Below are 16,696 nucleotides of genomic sequence, written 5' to 3' on the forward strand. Positions count from 1 at the left end.
GCGGGGCTTAAAGCTCCGCTCGCAAATGTGGAGCAAAGAGATGAATGTTTTGGTCATCGGCAGCGGCGGCCGGGAACACGCCCTGGCCTGGAAAGCGGCGCAGGCGGACTATGTAAAAACGGTATTTGTCGCACCCGGCAACGCCGGTACAGCTCTGGAGCCCAAACTGGAAAACGTAGCGATTGATGTGCTCGATTTTGACGCGCTGATCGCTTTCGCCAAAGACAACCACGTAGAACTCACCATCGTGGGCCCTGAAGCCCCACTGGTGGAAGGCGTTGTAAACCGCTTCCAGGCGGAAGGTTTGCGGATCTTCGGCCCGACTCAGGGAGCGGCGCAATTGGAAGGCTCAAAGGCCTTCACCAAAGATTTCCTGGCCCGCCACAACATTCCTACCGCCGCCTACCAGAGCTTCACTGAGATTGAACCCGCCCTCGCCTACCTGCGCGAGCAGGGCGCCCCGATCGTTGTGAAAGCAGACGGCCTTGCAGCAGGAAAAGGCGTTATCGTCGCGATGACGCTGGGGGAAGCGGAAGACGCAGTGCGTGACATGCTCGCCGACGCCAAATTCGGCGATGCAGGACACCGCGTGGTGATTGAAGAGTTTTTGGAAGGCGAAGAAGCCAGCTTCATCGTCATGGTGGACGGCAAGCACATGTTGCCTATGGCCACCAGCCAGGATCACAAGCGGGTTGGCGACGGCGACACAGGCCCCAATACGGGCGGCATGGGGGCTTATTCTCCTGCGCCGGTCGTGACTGACAGCGTCCATGAACGCATCATGCGCGAGGTGATTTACCCCACCGTGCAGGGCATGGCGCAGGAAGGCAACGACTATGTGGGCTTCCTGTATGCAGGCTTGATGATCAGCGCTGACGGCGCCCCTAAAGTCATTGAGTACAACTGCCGTTTCGGCGACCCCGAAACTCAGCCCATCATGATGCGCATGCAATCCGATCTGGTGGATTTATGCATCGCAGCCACTCAAGGCGCATTGGACAGCAAGACCTCGGATTGGGACCCGCGCGCCGCCGTAGGCATCGTGCTGGCCGCCGGCGGATATCCGGATAGCTACGCCAAAGGCGCGGCGATCTCAGGGCTGGAAAACGCCGACCGGGCTGACGCTAAAGTATTTCACGCAGGTACGCTTATGCGCGACGGACAGGTCGTCACCCATGGCGGGCGCGTATTGTGCGCCACCGCATTGGGCGTCGACGTCACGGAAGCGCAACGCAAGGCGTATGAGCAGGTCGCCCGCATCGATTGGCAAGATATGTATTACCGCAAGGACATTGCTTACCGCGCTATCGCTCGGGAGCAAGCGGGCGAAAACGCCTGATTCCTGTATTTTTACGGCGGCGAAATCTCGCCGCCGTTTCCTCTCGTTGATAAATCCGCCGCGATTTCCTGCACTTAACGCTATTCCCCTTTCCACTCCCTTTACGATGCGGCTGACTCCCCCTTTTTCCCTTCCCGGAACCATGGATATATTGAATAAGCTGGCCTATTCTTTTGAGACCGACTGAGAGATTTCAGGGCTTATAAGGACTAAGATGGATGCCGAAGAATACAAGGAACAGCGGACGTCTGCGCCAACCGCAGGCGCACGCCGGGTCCAGACCTGAAAAAGCCCTTCCCAGCGGGCGGCGCGCCGTAAAAGGTCCTTTTCTCGCAGTTCCTCATGAAGCCCGTTTTCAGTACATCCTCGACGATATTCCCGAATTGATATGCCGCTGGAAGCCGGACGGAGCCATCACCTATGTGAATGCGCAATATTGTCGCTACTTCGGATCTTCCAGAAGCGCTTTGATTGGAAAATCGATCTTCACCTTGTCGCCCCCTGAAGAATGCAGCGTGATTCATGAACAAATGCGTCGAATTAGTCAGACCTCCCCTGTCAGCCAGCAAGAACGCAGAGTTATTGACGGACGCGGCGCCCAGCGATGGTTGCTATGGACGGACCGAGGGATTTTTGACTCACAAGGGCGAGTGCTGGAGTTCCAATCCATCGGTCGCGACATCACCGACAGCCGGGAAACCAATGAACAGATAGGCTCCATGGCCAGTCTGGCGACCTTGAGCCCCCACCCGATCATGCGCGCAACCAGCAACGGAGCCATTATCTACGTCAATTACGCTGCGGCGGAATTTCTCAAGTTGTGGGGAACCGCCATCGGCGAAGCGATTCCCTCATCCTGGTCCCCCACCCTGCAAAAGGTGATTAAATCAGGCGACACGGCGACGCTGGAGCTGGAACGCAACAGTCGACACTTTCTTCTGACTCTATCCTGCGACCGCTCGTCCTCCTCCCGGGAGAAAGTCGCCAATATCTATATCACGGATATCAGCCAGCAAAAACAAAATGAAGTTGCGCTGCGCCAGAGTGAAAACCGACTTGGCGCCCTCGTTTCAGCTGAAGCGGACAGTATTCTGGTGATCGACGACGCCGGCGTCATTCGCTTCGCCAACCCTGCGGCTGAGCGTATTTTCGGCAAGCCCAAAGAGATGCTGATTGGCCAGGCATTCGGCGTCCCCTGCCTGACAGGCGACTACGCTGAAGTCGAATTTCCAAGGGGCGGCAAACGCATCGCAGAGATGCGGGCGCAACCATTGCCCTGGAATGACATCCAGGCGCATCTGATCACTCTGCATGACGTGACCGATCACCGTAAGCGCGAGCACTTGCTGCAACGACGCAACCGCACCCTGGCGGTGCTCACCGCCTGCGACCATCACTTGGTCAGGGAGAATGACGAAAGGCATTTGATTGAGTCTTTCTGTCGCCAGTTGGTCGGTGTGGGCCGCCACCAGACCGCTTGGTTTGGATGGGTGAATGACGGACGTCTGGATACTTCAGGCAATATCATATTGGCCGGAGACGAAACGCCCTTTTTATTGGTGAAAGAGCGTCTGCGCCTGGCGTTGGATGAAAATGATCCTGTTACCCGCGCGCTTCGCGAAGGCCGTTCCGTGACGCAACATAATCTGTCTGGTCTCTACGGGGCGTCTATCAGCGCCGACGCCCCACCCTTGAGCCAGTCCATGATCGTCCTACCCGTGGGCAAGTCCCCTGAGACACTGGGGGTCATGGTCATTTATTCGGAATATGCGGAAGCCTTCGATCACGAAGAGATCGAGCTGCTTGAGCAACTTGCGGACGACCTCTATTACGGCGTCGTTTCACTGCGCACCCGACACGCCAGAGAAAAGGCGGAAGAATCGCTGCGCTTACGCAACCGCGCCGTGGAGTCCACTCCCAACGGTATTCTGATCCTCAATGCGCGCCGCCCGGACCTGCCGCTGGTGTACGTCAACCCCGCATTCGAACGCATTACGGGATACAGCAGCGATGAAGTGTTAGGAAAAGGTCCGTTTTTTCTCCAAAGCGACATTGATGAAGACCGTCGCAGAGAGTCCCTGCACTTTCTGATTCGCAACCGGGAGGAAGGCTGCGTGCTGTTACGTAATCAACGTAAAGACGGCTCACCCTTCTGGAATGAGCTGCATATCGCTCCAGTCTACGATGATCGCCGCATGCTTACCCATTTTGTCGCCGTGATCAACGACGTTACGGAGAGCCGACATTATCAGGAGCAACTGGAGTATCAAGCCACCCATGACGATCTGACCGGACTGCCCAATCGCAACATGATGCGCGACCGCCTGGGCCAGGAGCTATGGCGCGCCGCCCGCAACAAACACAAAGTGGCGATTGTGTTCCTGGATATCGACCAATTCAAATTGATCAACGATAGTCTCGGACATAACGCCGGCGACGCCATGTTGAAGGTCATCGCCAAGCGTCTCACCGGTATGGCCCGCGCCAGCGACACCGTGGTGCGCTATGGCGGCGACGAGTTCGTGATTATCCTTCCGGATATCTCGCCGCCGGAGAAAGTCGCCAGTTTCATTTCCCGCCTTATGGAAGTGATCGCGCAATCCATTCAACTGGATCATCGCGATATTCATGTTTCCGCCAGCATCGGGGTCAGCATCTATCCTCAGGACGGCGACCACCCCGAAGTTCTGATTAAGAACGCGGATATCGCCATGTATCTGGCCAAAGAGGAAGGACGCAACCGCTTCCACTTCTTTACTGAAGATCTCAACAAAACCGCCATGGAGCGTCTGGATCTGGAAGTGCGCCTGCGCGCCGCCTTGGATAAACAGCAGTTTCACCTGGAGTATCAACCGCAAGTGGATTTGCGCAGCGGCGTTATCACCGGCGTCGAAGCGCTGTTGCGCTGGCGTGAGCCGGAACTGGGAGATATCCCCCCCGGCAAGTTCATCCCCATTGCGGAGGAAACCGGCCTGATCGGCGCCATTGGCGAGTGGGTGCTGCACGCCGCCTGCGTTCAGGCGAAAGCCTGGTCTGATTTGGTTGCGCACCCGTTGACCATGTCCATCAACCTGTCGGCGAAGCAACTGACTATGGCGCGCTTCGACAGCGCCCTGCACAGCATTCTCACCGACACCGCCGTGGACTGCCGATATATTGAGATCGAGTTGACGGAAAGCGCCATCATGCGCAACGTGAACGAAATGCGCGAGCGTTTGAACATCTTAAAGGAACAGGGGCTCAAGCTGGCGGTGGACGACTTCGGCGTCGGCTACTCCAGCTTCAGCCATCTGCGCAGTTTCTCCTTTGATCGGCTCAAATTGGATATCACTTTCGTGCGCGACATCACCACCGACCCGAATACCGCCTCCATCGCCCGCACCGTCATGTCCATGGCCAGAAGCATGCACATGCAAGTGGTCGCCGAAGGCATCGAAACGGAAGCTCAACTGCGCTATCTGCAACGGCTGGGGTGTGACGTCGGCCAGGGCTTTTTCCTGGGGCGGCCGGCGTGTGCGCAGAGTATCGAAGCCTTGCTGGCCAGCCCCCGCATTCGCTCTGTGCGTCCTCCCCCCTCCACCGCCGCCCGCAACCTGCTGGTGCTGGATGACGAAATGAATGTGGGCAGCGCCATCAAGCGATTGCTGCGTCATCAGTTCAATGTGTTCCACGCCACCACGTCGCGTCAGGCGTTTGACATCATGGCGCGCACTCCCATTCAGGTTGTTATCTCCGATCAGCGCATGCCTGACATGTCGGGAACGGAGTTCCTGAATCGGGTGAAAGAGCTGCACCCCAACGCAATCCGCCTGATCCTCACCGGCTATGTGGATATGGAGACCATCACCGAAGCAGTGAACAAAGGCTGGATATTCAAGTTTCTGACCAAGCCCTGGCAGGATGACAAGCTACTGCAAGTTGTGACGGAAGCCTTTGAGCAATACGAAAAAGAACATCAGACACGGCTGTTGGATACAGCCAGCGGAGTCGGCGATGCAGCCCGGGCCTGAGCCATTGCCGGTTGAGCTGACGCTGTATGTGCAATCCGCGTCAAAAGTGTCGATGAACGCGATCCGCGCAGCCCGTCATCTTTGCGAAAGTGTACTGGCGGGCCGCTGTACTCTCAGCATTATCGACCTGGATCAGAGCCCCCAGACCGCCGAACGTGACGCTGTGCTGGCGACGCCGACGCTGGCCCGGGGAAGCCGGCGCATTATTGGCGATCTGTCCGACAGCGCCAGGGTGCTGGAGCTGCTGGACCTGACTTCGCTCTGATCGCCGGTCGGGACTTACGCGTCCTCCAGTGCGTCCATCTGCTCCTGATAGGCTTTGCGCTCTTTGATTTCCTCCAGCAGATAGGCGATGACGCAGTCATGAGTATCGGGGAATTCTTCCTTAATCGTCAGCAGGTAACCTTTGGCCAGATCCAGATTGCTCTCCCGTCGGCGCATATAAGCCACGGCGACATGGTACAAAGCGTGGGAGCGTACTTCCTCGGTCTGGGTCTTGTCGTTGTAGATCTCCAACAACAGCTTGATGGCCTGATCCAGACCATGAGGCGGCCGACTTTTCACGAACTCAATGATTTCCGGGCTGATGCGGTACTGCTGCCGCGGACAATCGACACTTTCGAATTCTTCCTGATATTTGGCGTATCCCTCTTTCACCGCATGGACGAAGTTATGTTTTTGCTCTGTCCGTTTGACGATGGCTACATCCGTCGCCACCGCTGCAGCGCCGGCCCAGCAGCCCGCCAATCCCATGCACGCCAGAGCGAGCGCCATCCCCGGAAGCAGTTGTTTCAGCATAGTATCCCTCGCAGTTTTGCAGGCAGTTCTTATAGATTGTTTTTCTAGAAGGCGTTATGGATAGCCATTCCGCTCAAAAAGCCATCGATAGACGTTTTTCGCGATCATACTGAAATCCACGGCTATTTCAGTGACATTCCGCTACTTATCTGATTTCGGGCAATTTTCTCCCATGCCGGCGCCTAAGTTCACGTGGCCGCAAACACACTGGAGCTATGGCCAAGCCGTTGGCGCAACCGCTATGATAGTGAGCGTTTTTATTCAGGGAACGCACAACCATGTATGACAGCCTGCCTTTATTGAGTTCTGAGGAAGAAAAATCCGCTCATTACCAACATACCCTGCGGGCGATTCGTCACGCTATTGAGGGAGAAACCGACTGGACGGCGATTCTTTCCACCGTTGTCTGCGAGCTTCATCATCGCTTCGAGTATTTCCACTGGACCGGTTTTTACCGCGTCGTCGCCCATGAATTAATGAAAGTGGGTCCCTATCAGGGCGGGCACGGCTGCCTCACCATTCCGTTCAGCCGCGGCGTGTGCGGCGCCGCCGCCCGTGAACAGAAAGTACAGCTAGTGTCGGACGTTAATGAGTTCCCCGGCCATATCGCCTGCTCCAGCACAACGCAAAGTGAAATCGTGCTGCCTTTATTCAACGCCAATGGTGACGTCGCCGCCGTGCTCGACATCGATTCCGACCATATCGACGCTTTCGACGCCGTCGATGAGCGTTTTTTGGCGGAGCTGCTGACCGATCTGATCCCCCTGGCTCCATCCCCCTTGTTCTGAGCCCGCGTAACACAAGGCCTTCGGGGTTAAACCGAGGGCTGCTTAAGGCCCTATCTGTACTCCTCACCGCCGTCATAACAGAATCTAAGCCGCCGATCTGTATCCCTGCAAACGAGGACAATCTGTGGCTTATCGGCGATTTAACGCTCCCCGTACAATATTAATCAGGCAGACAAATAGCTTCCTTCTATTTGTCTGCAACGACAGGGCCTGCACAGGTCAGGCCCTGTCTCCCGCGGCTTGCCGCCGCGCAGGCGCATCCATGCGCCTGATTATTAACATGCCAATATCATTGCCATATTAATAAAAACCCTCAATTCAATAAATTAACGCCGCTTCGGCGATAGAGACAGCATGCAGGCCACCTATATCCCTTATCTCTTTGTTCTGCTGTGGGCGACTGGGTTCGTCAGCGCCAAATGGGGTCTGCCCTACGCGGAACCCTTCACGTTTCTTAGCCTGCGCATGTTGCTGGTCGTGCCTCTGTTCGCCTTCCTGGCGATTGCAATGAAACGCCCGCGGCTTAACGCCGTGCAGCGCCGCCAGCAGATGATTACCGGCGTAGGAACCCATGGCCTCTATCTCGGCGGCGTGTTCTACGCCATTGCGGCGGGCATGCCTGCGGGGATTGTCGCCTTGATCGTCGGAGTGCAGCCCTTGCTGACGGCGCTGGTCAGCTGGCCGCTTGGCATCGGCTCCCCCCTGCGCCCCTTGCAGTGGATCGGGGTGTTGCTGGGACTGGCGGGATTGGGTGTAGTGGTGCTGCAAGGAGGAAAACTATCTGGACATATCACCGGCGAAGGCCTGAGCGCCAGCATTATCGCCCTGCTGGGCATATCCGGATCTACGCTCTGGCAATCGGTAAAGGGCGGCAAGACGGACTTGATAGCCGGCGGCTTGTGGCAATATATCGCCGCACTGATCATGTTCCTGATCGCCGCCTTCGCGCTGGAAACTCGTGAGGTGCAATGGAACCCCAATTTTATCGGCGCCTGGATGTGGTCAGTGTTCGTGCTTTCGCTGGCGGCGGTGCTGTTGTGGCTATACATGCTGAAAATCGGCGAAGCCACCAAAGTGACGCAGTACCTCTACCTGACGCCACCCACCACAGCAGTGATGGCCTACTTGTTATTTGACGAGCCCTTGACCCTGCAGACCGGCTTGGGCGTCGCGCTGGTGGTGGCGGGACTGTATCTGGCGAGACGCGGCGCCATGGCGGGCAAGCCGGCATTATCAAAGGCTTGAGAAGTCTCTGCGAGATTAAATATCTTCATCCGTTGTGAGGCGGTTACGACCGTTGTCCTTGGACTCGTACAACAGCACGTCCGCCCGCCGGATCAGATTATCCAGGGAGTCCCCCAGAACATCCGTGGCGCCGATGCTGACCGTCAGGCGCAGATGATCTGAAAGAAAGGGAATAGCGGTCTGTTCCACTTTGTGTCGGAACGATTCCAGCATTGGCGAGATTTTCTCGATACTCACGCCAGGAAATAACACGCAGAATTCCTCGCCGCCGAATCGGGCCGCCAGATAATCCCCAAAGGTTTCCCCTATCATCTTGGCGAAAGCGCAGATAGCGCGGTCCCCCGCCTCGTGTCCATAGGTGTCGTTGATGCGTTTGAAGTGGTCCACATCAATCATCGCCGCCGTCAAAGGCTCACCATTCTCCTTGGCGACCCGATACAGCTCCTTGGCCGCGCTGAATAAGTAGCGCCGGTTGTACATGCCGGTCAGATAATCACGGTTAGCCGCATCATTCAGAGCCTGAATGTTCTCCATGGCTTCGATGTTATGCATGATGCGACAGTGAAATTCCTCATGAAAAAACGGCTTCATCAAAAAGTCATTGGCGCCGTTCTTGATGAATTTGGCGGACAGCGTGGCGCTGCCATACCCGGACAGACCAATAATGACCAAGTCCTTCTTGTCATATTCCCTGCGCAACGCCCGAGTCAACTCGAAGCCATCCATTTCCGGCATGTTGTAATCGGAAATCAGCATTTTGATCTCCGGGTCCGCCTTGATCATTTCCAACGCTTCACGCCCATGTTTAGCCAGCTGCACCTGATAAAGATGCGTGACCAGCAGTTGCCGCACGTACTGCCGCGAGGTGTCGGAATCGTCCGCCACCACCACCTTGATGTTGCGATTGCGCAGTAGGCGACGAATCAGACGCGTGACGTATTCATAGGAATAACGGCTTTCTTTAACGACATAATCAACGATAGGTTTTTGCAGGATAGTCTCGCGCTTACCTTCGTCGTAGGTGGCGGTGAGCACGATACAGGGCAGCTTTTTCGACAGCACGTAATCCAGCACTTCGCCATTGGGCGCGTCCGGCAGATGCAGGTCCACCACCGTTACGAAATAGCCGTCGGGATCTTTTTCCAGAAACTCCCGAGTCTCCTGCAGCGTACCTGCGCTGTCACAGGGCAGGCCCAGCTCGGTCTTGATCAGGTGGCGCAACACTTTCGTGATCATCACACTGTCTTCAATCAGAAGAATTCGTTCATTCATGCCAGAGTATATCTTTGCGGCAGCTCGCCAAGAGAGTCGGAAAAGTCTAGTCTACATCCTATCTTTTAAGATTAGTTGAAGCGCACCGCGCGGCAAGTAATTATGACATCCAGGCTCAATCCGCCTTGCGGGACATAAGTGCGTCCCCACCGGCGATTAGCGTAAGGCTCGCCAGAATCTAATAGAACATCCGGCCAATTGGCGTTAAAAAATGCTTCTGCTAGCCTGCCCCGACTTACAATAATCCTATTGATCTGCTTGGCTAAAACTCAACATTCCGGCATAGGACGTCCATGCGAACCAATACAAAAATCATCTGTCTGGCTACCGCCATAATCGGTCTACAAGGATGCGCCGGTCTTTCCGGCCCTGCGACTTCAGGCTCCCACTCGCTGGCCTTTTCCGCCCCCGCAGAAGGAGAGACCAAAGCCGCCGCCATCCCTGTCATCACCCTTTTCTTTAACGAAGCGCTGGACCCCGCCAGCGTCGACGCCAGCGCTATCAAGTTAAACCTTGATCCCGCACGAAATATTGATATCGCCGAACGGGAGTATGACGCCCAGGCCAACGTGCTGACATTGCGTCTCTCCACGCCCATGCCACTGGCTACGCGCGTCGCGCTAAACGTGAGCGGCCTGAAAAATGAAAAAGGACAATCCGTCCGCGCCATCGATCTAACCTTCACCACCGACGACGCCTACCGCTATCGCGGCATTGAGTTTCAGGATGGCCGCATCAGCGGCTATTTCGAGGAGTGGCGAGAGTCTCGCGAAGGCGAGGAGGTTAACTACAACGTTAACTATGTCAACTCAGGTTCGGATCAGGTTTGGTTCACCGGCGATGATGAGATCAGTCGCTATGTTCGCACCCGTTCGACAGCGGAAGAAACCCTGGAGGCGATCTTTATCGCGCCTGGCGACGACGAGTCCTGGTTCACCGACGACGACATTCCGGAAAGCTACACCCGTCTTCGTTCTTCAGACACGCTGTATCAGTCTGCGCTATACCAGGGCCCGGGTCCCGACGGCGCATGGTTCACCGACGACGACGCGTCTGACAATTGCGCTCTACAGAGCTCCAAAGGCGACGAGGAACAATCCGTCACCGTATACAAGCGCAGTCGCCAGGGCGCAGATCATCAGTGCTTCACCGATGACGACGTCATTCTTGAAGTGAATCGCGACGAGCAGAACTCCCAAGGCGATAAGGTGCGCACCGCAAGTTGGGTGTACAGTCACCCCGGCGCCGACGGCCTATGGGAGACGGCGGATGATCAGATCAGCGCTTTCAGCGTATCCGACTATGACGACGAAAGCAGCGCCGTCTCCAACTACGCCTCCCCCGGCAAGGACGGCGTATGGCTGACGAAGGACGACCGCCTGACCGATTACAGCGTCACCACCACCAAAGACGGACTCACCCGCACCGTCTATTACCGCGACCCCGGTTATGACGGACTTTGGCGCACCGCTGACGATATTCCTTTCGGCTACTCAGAAGAGCGCAGCGACGCAGACGCTCACAATATCTACAGCAAAGAAGTGAATAACCCCGGACCTGACGGCGTTTGGTTCACCCAGGATGATTTGCTGGCCAGTCACGCCAAAAGCGAAAATGACGAGAACGGCAATTTCAGCCGCTGGATCAATTACAGCTCTACGGGCCCCGACAGGGAGCCTTTCACCGATGACGACCTGATTAACGAGTACTATACCTCCACCACCAGCGCCGACCGGGAAAGCATCGAAGAAGCCGGCTTCCGTGCGCCGGGAGCGGATGGTGTCTGGTTTACCGAAGACGATACGCCAACCACTTTGTCCAGACGTTGGGAGCGGCAGGATGAGGAAACTCAGCGTAGCCTGAGCGCGACCTACAATACACAAACCGCCGCCACCGTGGGGGAAATTAACGACGACGCCATTACTTACTACAGCGTCAGCGAATCGCAGGCGGGGTACTACATGGACGCCAGCTACCAGTCCCCTGGCGCGGACGGACAGTGGCTCACCGCAGATGATACGCCGGCGACCATGACGCTGAACTACGCCGATCCACGCGAGTAATGAGGCTCGCTCCGGCGGCGCTGCGCCGCCGGATAATTTCAGATTGATGTCGCCGCGCGACCGCATTAAAGTAGTCCCGTGTTGGATTTATTTAGCGTCTTATTCTCGTGCCGATAGTTTCATTCCTGCTCAAACGAAAGACTGGAAAACCGGGGTTCCACCTTGCGGCCGGAATTTGCGCATGCAAATAAAATAATTCCTGGGGAATCCATGAAAAAAAACCGGTCGCGATTGCTTCGCCGCCGGTTTTTTTTTGCCCATACCCCAGGTACGTCAATTCTATTGCCAAGGAGTTAATTTATGTTTCGCGGTTCCTTAATCGCCATGATAACGCCATTCATCAACGGCCAAGTGGATGAAAAGGCCCTTGCCGGTCTTGTCGACTGGCAAATCAAACATGGCGCTCACGGCCTGGTCCCGGTGGGCACGACAGGCGAATCTCCCACCTTGACGGAAGAGGAACACAAACGGGTGGTGGCCCTGGTGGCGGAGCAAGCGCAGGGACGAGTCCCGGTCATCGCCGGAGCCGGCTCCAATAATCCCGTAGAGGCGGTGCGTTACGCCCAGCACGCGCAACAGGCGGGAGCGGACGCGGTGCTCTGCGTCGCAGGCTATTACAATCGTCCCTCTCAGGAAGGGCTGTACCAGCATTTCAAAATGGTCCACGACGCGATAGATATTCCCATCATTGTCTACAACATCCCTCCCCGCGCGGTGGTGGACATCAAGCCTGAAACCATGGCGCGGCTGGCGGCGTTGCCGCGCATCGTCGGGGTGAAAGACGCCACTACGGATCTGGCCCGCATCAGTCGCGAACGCATGTTGATCAATAAGCCCTTCAGCTTTCTCTCCGGCGACGATATGACCGCCATCGCTTATAACGCCAGTGGGGGGCAAGGCTGTATCTCCGTTTCCGCCAATATAGCGCCGGCCCTGTACGGTCAAATGCAAACCGCCACTCTGCAAGGCGACTTCCGCGAAGCCCTGCGTATTCACGACTTGCTGGCGCCTCTGCACGAAGCGTTATTTCGCGAACCCAGCCCTGCGGGAGCCAAGTACGCCGCTTCGTTGTTAGGTCTTTGCAACGAAGAATGCCGCTTACCCATCGTTCCGTTAAGTGAGCAAACAAAATCAGATATCAAGAATATAATCAATGAGTTATACAGATAGATCAATAATCGTACAATTAAGCGTCTAATACCAAATGGTAATATCGTCGAGGAAATATTCGCGTTAAGAATATCCCTACTGATACGGACAAAAAATACAAGCAGTAAACTCCTACCGTCTCAACATCAGGACTAACGCGCCGTGAGACGACAAAGTTTAAAATGAAATATTTATTTCAATGATTGTGTTTTGGAATGGCAGTGGTATTTTAAACTTCTCCTACCGCCTCTCCAGCAGGTCCCGGAAGTACTGACCTGCAGTATTAGTGGGTATATCGAGATTAAGGACGCCCATCGTTACGGAGTCGTAACCTGGGCCCGCCGCTTCGGAGTGTTCCGAGGCGGCTTTCAGCGATCTATGGAAATCCTGAAAGAAGGACTTTGTAATGGACTTTCGACTCGATGATGAGCAGCTCGCTCGTGTCTCCCACGTGCGGGAATTCGCTCAACAAGTACTTTCGGAGTCGGCCCGGCGACGTATTGCAGAATCCGCGTTTGATCGCGAACTCTGGAACCGGGCTGCGGATTTGGGGCTGTCCGGGCTCCCTATCCCCGAGCAATGGAGCGGCTCCGGTTTCGGCGCCCTGGACACCATGCTGACAGTGGAAGCCCTCGGTTTCGGCTGCACGGACATGGGACTTGTCTTCTCACTCTGCGCGCACATGTTCGCCTGCGCAGTTCCTATCTGGCGTTACGGCGACGATACGCAACGCCAACGCTACTTACATCGCATATCCAAGGGCGAGCTGATCGCCGCCAACGCCATCACCGAACCGGAATCCGGCTCAGACGCTTTCGCCATGCGAGCCAGCGCTGTCCGGGACGGCGACACTTACATCCTGCGCGGAGAAAAGTGCTTCGTCACCAATGCGCCGGTGGCCGACCTGTTCCTGATATACGCCAAGACTGACCCCAGTCAGAGCTTTTTCGGCGTCAGCGGCTTCCTGGTTCCCCGGGACACCCCAGGGCTTTCCGTTACCGATGGCGGCTCCAAAACCGGCTTGTGCACCAGTCCATGGGGCTCGTTGTACATGGACGACTGTCGCATCCCTGCTTCCGCCTTACTGGGTGAAGAAGGCGGTGGCGCGCCGATGTTCCATGACTCTATGATCTGGGAGCGCGGCTGTCTGTTCGCCGCCTATGTCGGCGCCATGGAGCGCGTGTTGCAACAAAGCATCGACCACGCCCGCAACAGAAAGCAGTTCGGCCAGTCCATCGGCCGCAATCAGTCTATTTCGGACCGGCTGGTGGATATGAAGTTGCGCCTGGAAACCTCCCGACTCCTGCTGTATCGGGCTGGCTGGCTATACGACCAGGGCGAACCTTACGAGGAAGCCATCGCCCTCAGCAAACTCTGGATCTCCGAATGTTCCGTGCTAAGCGGGCTGGACGCCATGCAGGTCTTTGGCGGCACGGGGGTTTCCAGCGCCGCCGGCGTTGACCGGCTGCTTCTGGATTCACTGCCATCGAGAATATTCTCGGGGACCTCTGAGATTCAGAAAGAGCTGATAGCCAGACATATGGGATTGCGCTGACGCAACATTTCATACGGTCTTAAAAAGGAAAATACGGGAAAGGAAGTCTGTAGCAGCCCATTCGGCTGATTTGCCTGCATTACCCCGTCACTTGAGTTTTGAAAGCCCTCACCGGCTTTCAGGGGCTGCTTTTGCCTTATGAAAAGCATCATCGCGCCAGCGCCCCTCACAAAACTGAAAACCAAGAGCCCGCACACTGACGGGCCACACTACAGCGAGCAGAGCAGATCCAATGAAAATAGTGAAGATTCTCAGATACTTATTCGGCGCCCTCTATGTCATGGCGGGCGTCGCCAAGGCGTTTCCGCAAATTGAAGATGTCGGCGTCACGCTGCAAAAAGCCGCCGCCGCCAACCAGGGAACCTGGCTGGCCGGTCTCAGCGAGTGGCTGGCGGGTAATGCGCAACTGATGGCTTGGATCAGCGGCATTGCGCTACTCGCATCCGGTCTCTGTTATTTATTCAATCGCATGCTGATTCCCGCTGTCATCGGCCAATGCGTCATGCTGGCGGGCTTCGTCACCATACTCCACCGGGCGTTTCCACAGATTGTGTTCGTGGATTTGATCTTTCTGATTGTCGCCCTGCTTGTCCTGTGGGAATCCGTCAATCAGAAGAAATCTCTGTACGCCCTGCCCCACTATTAATCCGACAGACAAATAGCGTCCCTCTATTTGTCTTTCATCAACAGGATCAGCGTATGTCAGGCCTTGACCGGACTCATTTCAACTAAAACAACGGAAAGGTAGGAACAGATGGAATCACAAGACAACTCACAGTATGCAGGCGAAGCGCCTGTATTCCCCAGCAAAGACTTTGAATGCAATCAAGGCTCCTTTGACGACACGGACACCTCTCCCCCGCAACACGCCGGCGATTATGACGTTATTGTCGTCGGCGGCGGCATATCCGGACTGTCTTCCGCCTGGAAGCTGCGCGAGCGCAAGCTATTGGTGCTGGATCAACGGGATCGCTTCGGCGGCGCGGCGCGTCTGGAACAGCGGGATGGCCTGTTATACGCCAGCGGCGCCTCCTGCTTTCAGTTGCCCACCGGCCACAACGAAGTCTCTCACCTGCTGCAGGATCTGGACCTGTGGAACCAATGGCGCTCCACTGCGGAAGACACTCTGGTCATCTTTGACACCAAACGTCTGATGAAAGGTTTGGGGGAAGTCACCGCCGCCTTGTTGAAACAACCCAAAGAATTACTGAAGCCTGCAGTCTGGGGACTGACCGCCAATCTGCTGTACAGCGCCATGTCCGGCAAACCGTTCATCTCCGCGGAGAAGAAGCTGGGCGATCCCATGTTCGCCGACTTATTCCAATATCTTAATCGATTCACTCCTGATTCCGGCAAACACCCCGCCATGCCTTGGCGGGAAGGCTGCGACTGGACGCGGGAGGAGATGGAGTTGTTCGATTCCGTTTCTCTGCATGATTTGCTGTTCGACCCGGCCACGCGACGCTCCCTGCCGCAGGACCTGATTCCCAGACACCGCTTTGGTTCATTAGTGAAAGACGCCGTGGAAACCACGCTGCGCGTAGAGTGCCTTGCCATCAAAGATGTCTCCGCCTACGTCGGCCTGCATTTCCTGGTGGGATATCTTTATCGTCCTCTGGTCACCTTTCCCGGCGGCAACGGCTACATCGCGGACCGCATACGTCAGCGTCTGATGAGCACAGGTTCCTGTAAGTTCAAGGCAGGTTCCCGGGCCTATTCCATCACTCAGAATCAGGAAGGCGTAAAAGTCTGTTTCCAGCAGGAAGGCAAAAATTATTACGCCAACGCCAATGCGCTGATCTGGGCCGGAGCCAAACACGCCGCCGTGTCAGTGGTGGATGGCTTACCACAACAGCAAAAAGCCGCCATCGCAGAAATTGAACACCGGGATTACGCCATCGCCGGGGTGTACCTGAAAAAAGCGGCGCTGGCCAATTACTTCGGCGGCTACGTCATCGAAGGCGATATCGGCGGCCGCTACCCCAATAGCTGGTGCCGCAGCGGCGTCTGCCTGGCGGCGAACTGGAAAGACCCGTCCTACGCCGGCGGCCTCGGCGTACTCACTCTGCTGAAGCCCATTTCCGGCGCCGCAGACCAGGGCAAATTGGGCAAAGCCGACTTCCGCAATCTGCAGCAAACCGCCTACGGTGAGGTACGCGACATGCTGGTCGCCACCGGCCACTCCCCCGACCTGATTGAAGACATCAAATTATGGCGCTGGCCCCATGGTCTGGTGGTATCCAAAGTAGGCCAAATGAAACATGACGTGTTCGTCAACGCCTCTCAGCCCGTCGGCGCAGTGTTCTTCGCCAATCAGGACAGCGTCGGCATGGGCAATATGGAAAGCGCCATCTGGGCGGGCTGTCACGCCGCGGAACAGGTGCGTCGACACTTCCGCTCCCACAGCAGCGTCGTCTCCCATATCGGCGACTACGCAGCGACCCAGAGCTAGACGCCAACCAAGGAAAGGGAACTGA

General features: G+C 56.3%; 12 protein-coding genes. 10 read left to right on the plus strand and 2 right to left on the minus strand.

Translation table 11 applies throughout. The annotated features are described in order from the left end of the window. Nucleotides 1-40: 40 nt before the first annotated feature. From purD to HCH_RS27060, 3 genes are all read left to right on the plus strand, one after another. Complete coding sequence (gene purD / locus HCH_RS27050) at nucleotides 41-1,339, plus strand: phosphoribosylamine--glycine ligase (protein WP_011399720.1); 1,299 nt, start codon at nucleotides 41-43, stop codon at nucleotides 1,337-1,339. A gap of 218 nt (nucleotides 1,340-1,557) precedes the next feature. Further along, a complete protein-coding gene (locus tag HCH_RS32775; RefSeq protein WP_011399721.1) occupies nucleotides 1,558-5,349 on the plus strand; it encodes an EAL domain-containing protein in 3,792 nt (1,263 codons plus the stop codon). Next, nucleotides 5,333-5,614, plus strand: a complete 282-nt coding sequence (locus tag HCH_RS27060; RefSeq protein WP_011399722.1) for a circadian clock KaiB family protein — start codon at nucleotides 5,333-5,335, stop codon at nucleotides 5,612-5,614. The genes HCH_RS32775 and HCH_RS27060 overlap by 17 nt, the downstream gene beginning before the upstream one ends. A gap of 14 nt (nucleotides 5,615-5,628) precedes the next feature. On the opposite strand, the gene HCH_RS27065 is transcribed toward HCH_RS27060, so the two are convergent. Further along, a complete protein-coding gene (locus tag HCH_RS27065; protein ID WP_011399723.1) occupies nucleotides 5,629-6,147 on the minus strand; it encodes a hypothetical protein in 519 nt (172 codons plus the stop codon). A gap of 278 nt (nucleotides 6,148-6,425) precedes the next feature. On the opposite strand from HCH_RS27065, the gene HCH_RS27070 reads away from it, so the two are divergent. Together HCH_RS27070 and HCH_RS27075 are read left to right on the plus strand one after the other, a co-directional pair. Beyond that, nucleotides 6,426-6,935 (plus strand): GAF domain-containing protein, encoded by a 510-nt coding sequence (locus HCH_RS27070; protein ID WP_011399724.1) that lies wholly within the window; start codon nucleotides 6,426-6,428, stop codon nucleotides 6,933-6,935. Between the two features lie 354 nt (nucleotides 6,936-7,289). Beyond that, nucleotides 7,290-8,180: a DMT family transporter gene (locus HCH_RS27075; RefSeq protein WP_011399725.1), complete on the plus strand. Its 891-nt coding sequence runs from the start codon at nucleotides 7,290-7,292 to the stop codon at nucleotides 8,178-8,180. Between the two features lie 15 nt (nucleotides 8,181-8,195). On the opposite strand, the gene HCH_RS27080 is transcribed toward HCH_RS27075, so the two are convergent. Further along, nucleotides 8,196-9,452 (minus strand): diguanylate cyclase, encoded by a 1,257-nt coding sequence (locus HCH_RS27080; protein ID WP_011399726.1) that lies wholly within the window; start codon nucleotides 9,450-9,452, stop codon nucleotides 8,196-8,198. A gap of 293 nt (nucleotides 9,453-9,745) precedes the next feature. Between HCH_RS27080 and HCH_RS27085 the strand changes: the two genes are divergently transcribed. The 5 genes from HCH_RS27085 to HCH_RS27100 all read left to right on the plus strand — a co-directional run bounded on the left by HCH_RS27085 (nucleotide 9,746) and on the right by HCH_RS27100 (nucleotide 16,671). Then, nucleotides 9,746-11,515 carry an Ig-like domain-containing protein gene (locus HCH_RS27085; protein ID WP_011399727.1) on the plus strand — a complete coding sequence of 590 codons (1,770 nt, stop codon included), beginning with the start codon at nucleotides 9,746-9,748 and terminating at the stop codon, nucleotides 11,513-11,515. 300 nt (nucleotides 11,516-11,815) lie between these two features. Next, nucleotides 11,816-12,685, plus strand: coding sequence for a 4-hydroxy-tetrahydrodipicolinate synthase (gene dapA, locus HCH_RS27090; protein ID WP_011399728.1), 870 nt, complete (start codon nucleotides 11,816-11,818; stop codon nucleotides 12,683-12,685). A 385-nt stretch (nucleotides 12,686-13,070) separates the two neighbouring features. Continuing rightward, nucleotides 13,071-14,219, plus strand: coding sequence for an acyl-CoA dehydrogenase family protein (locus tag HCH_RS27095; RefSeq protein ID WP_011399729.1), 1,149 nt, complete (start codon nucleotides 13,071-13,073; stop codon nucleotides 14,217-14,219). A gap of 232 nt (nucleotides 14,220-14,451) precedes the next feature. Further along, entirely contained in the window at nucleotides 14,452-14,865 is a 414-nt protein-coding gene (locus tag HCH_RS32780; protein WP_011399731.1) for a DUF6041 domain-containing protein, read from the plus strand. A gap of 108 nt (nucleotides 14,866-14,973) precedes the next feature. Then, the gene (locus tag HCH_RS27100; RefSeq protein ID WP_011399732.1) at nucleotides 14,974-16,671 is read left to right on the plus strand and encodes an FAD-dependent oxidoreductase; all 1,698 of its coding nucleotides are present in this window, start codon (nucleotides 14,974-14,976) and stop codon (nucleotides 16,669-16,671) included. The last annotated feature ends 25 nt before the right edge of the window (nucleotides 16,672-16,696 follow it).

This window comes from Hahella chejuensis KCTC 2396, from assembly GCF_000012985.1.
Taxonomy (GTDB): domain Bacteria; phylum Pseudomonadota; class Gammaproteobacteria; order Pseudomonadales; family Oleiphilaceae; genus Hahella; species Hahella chejuensis.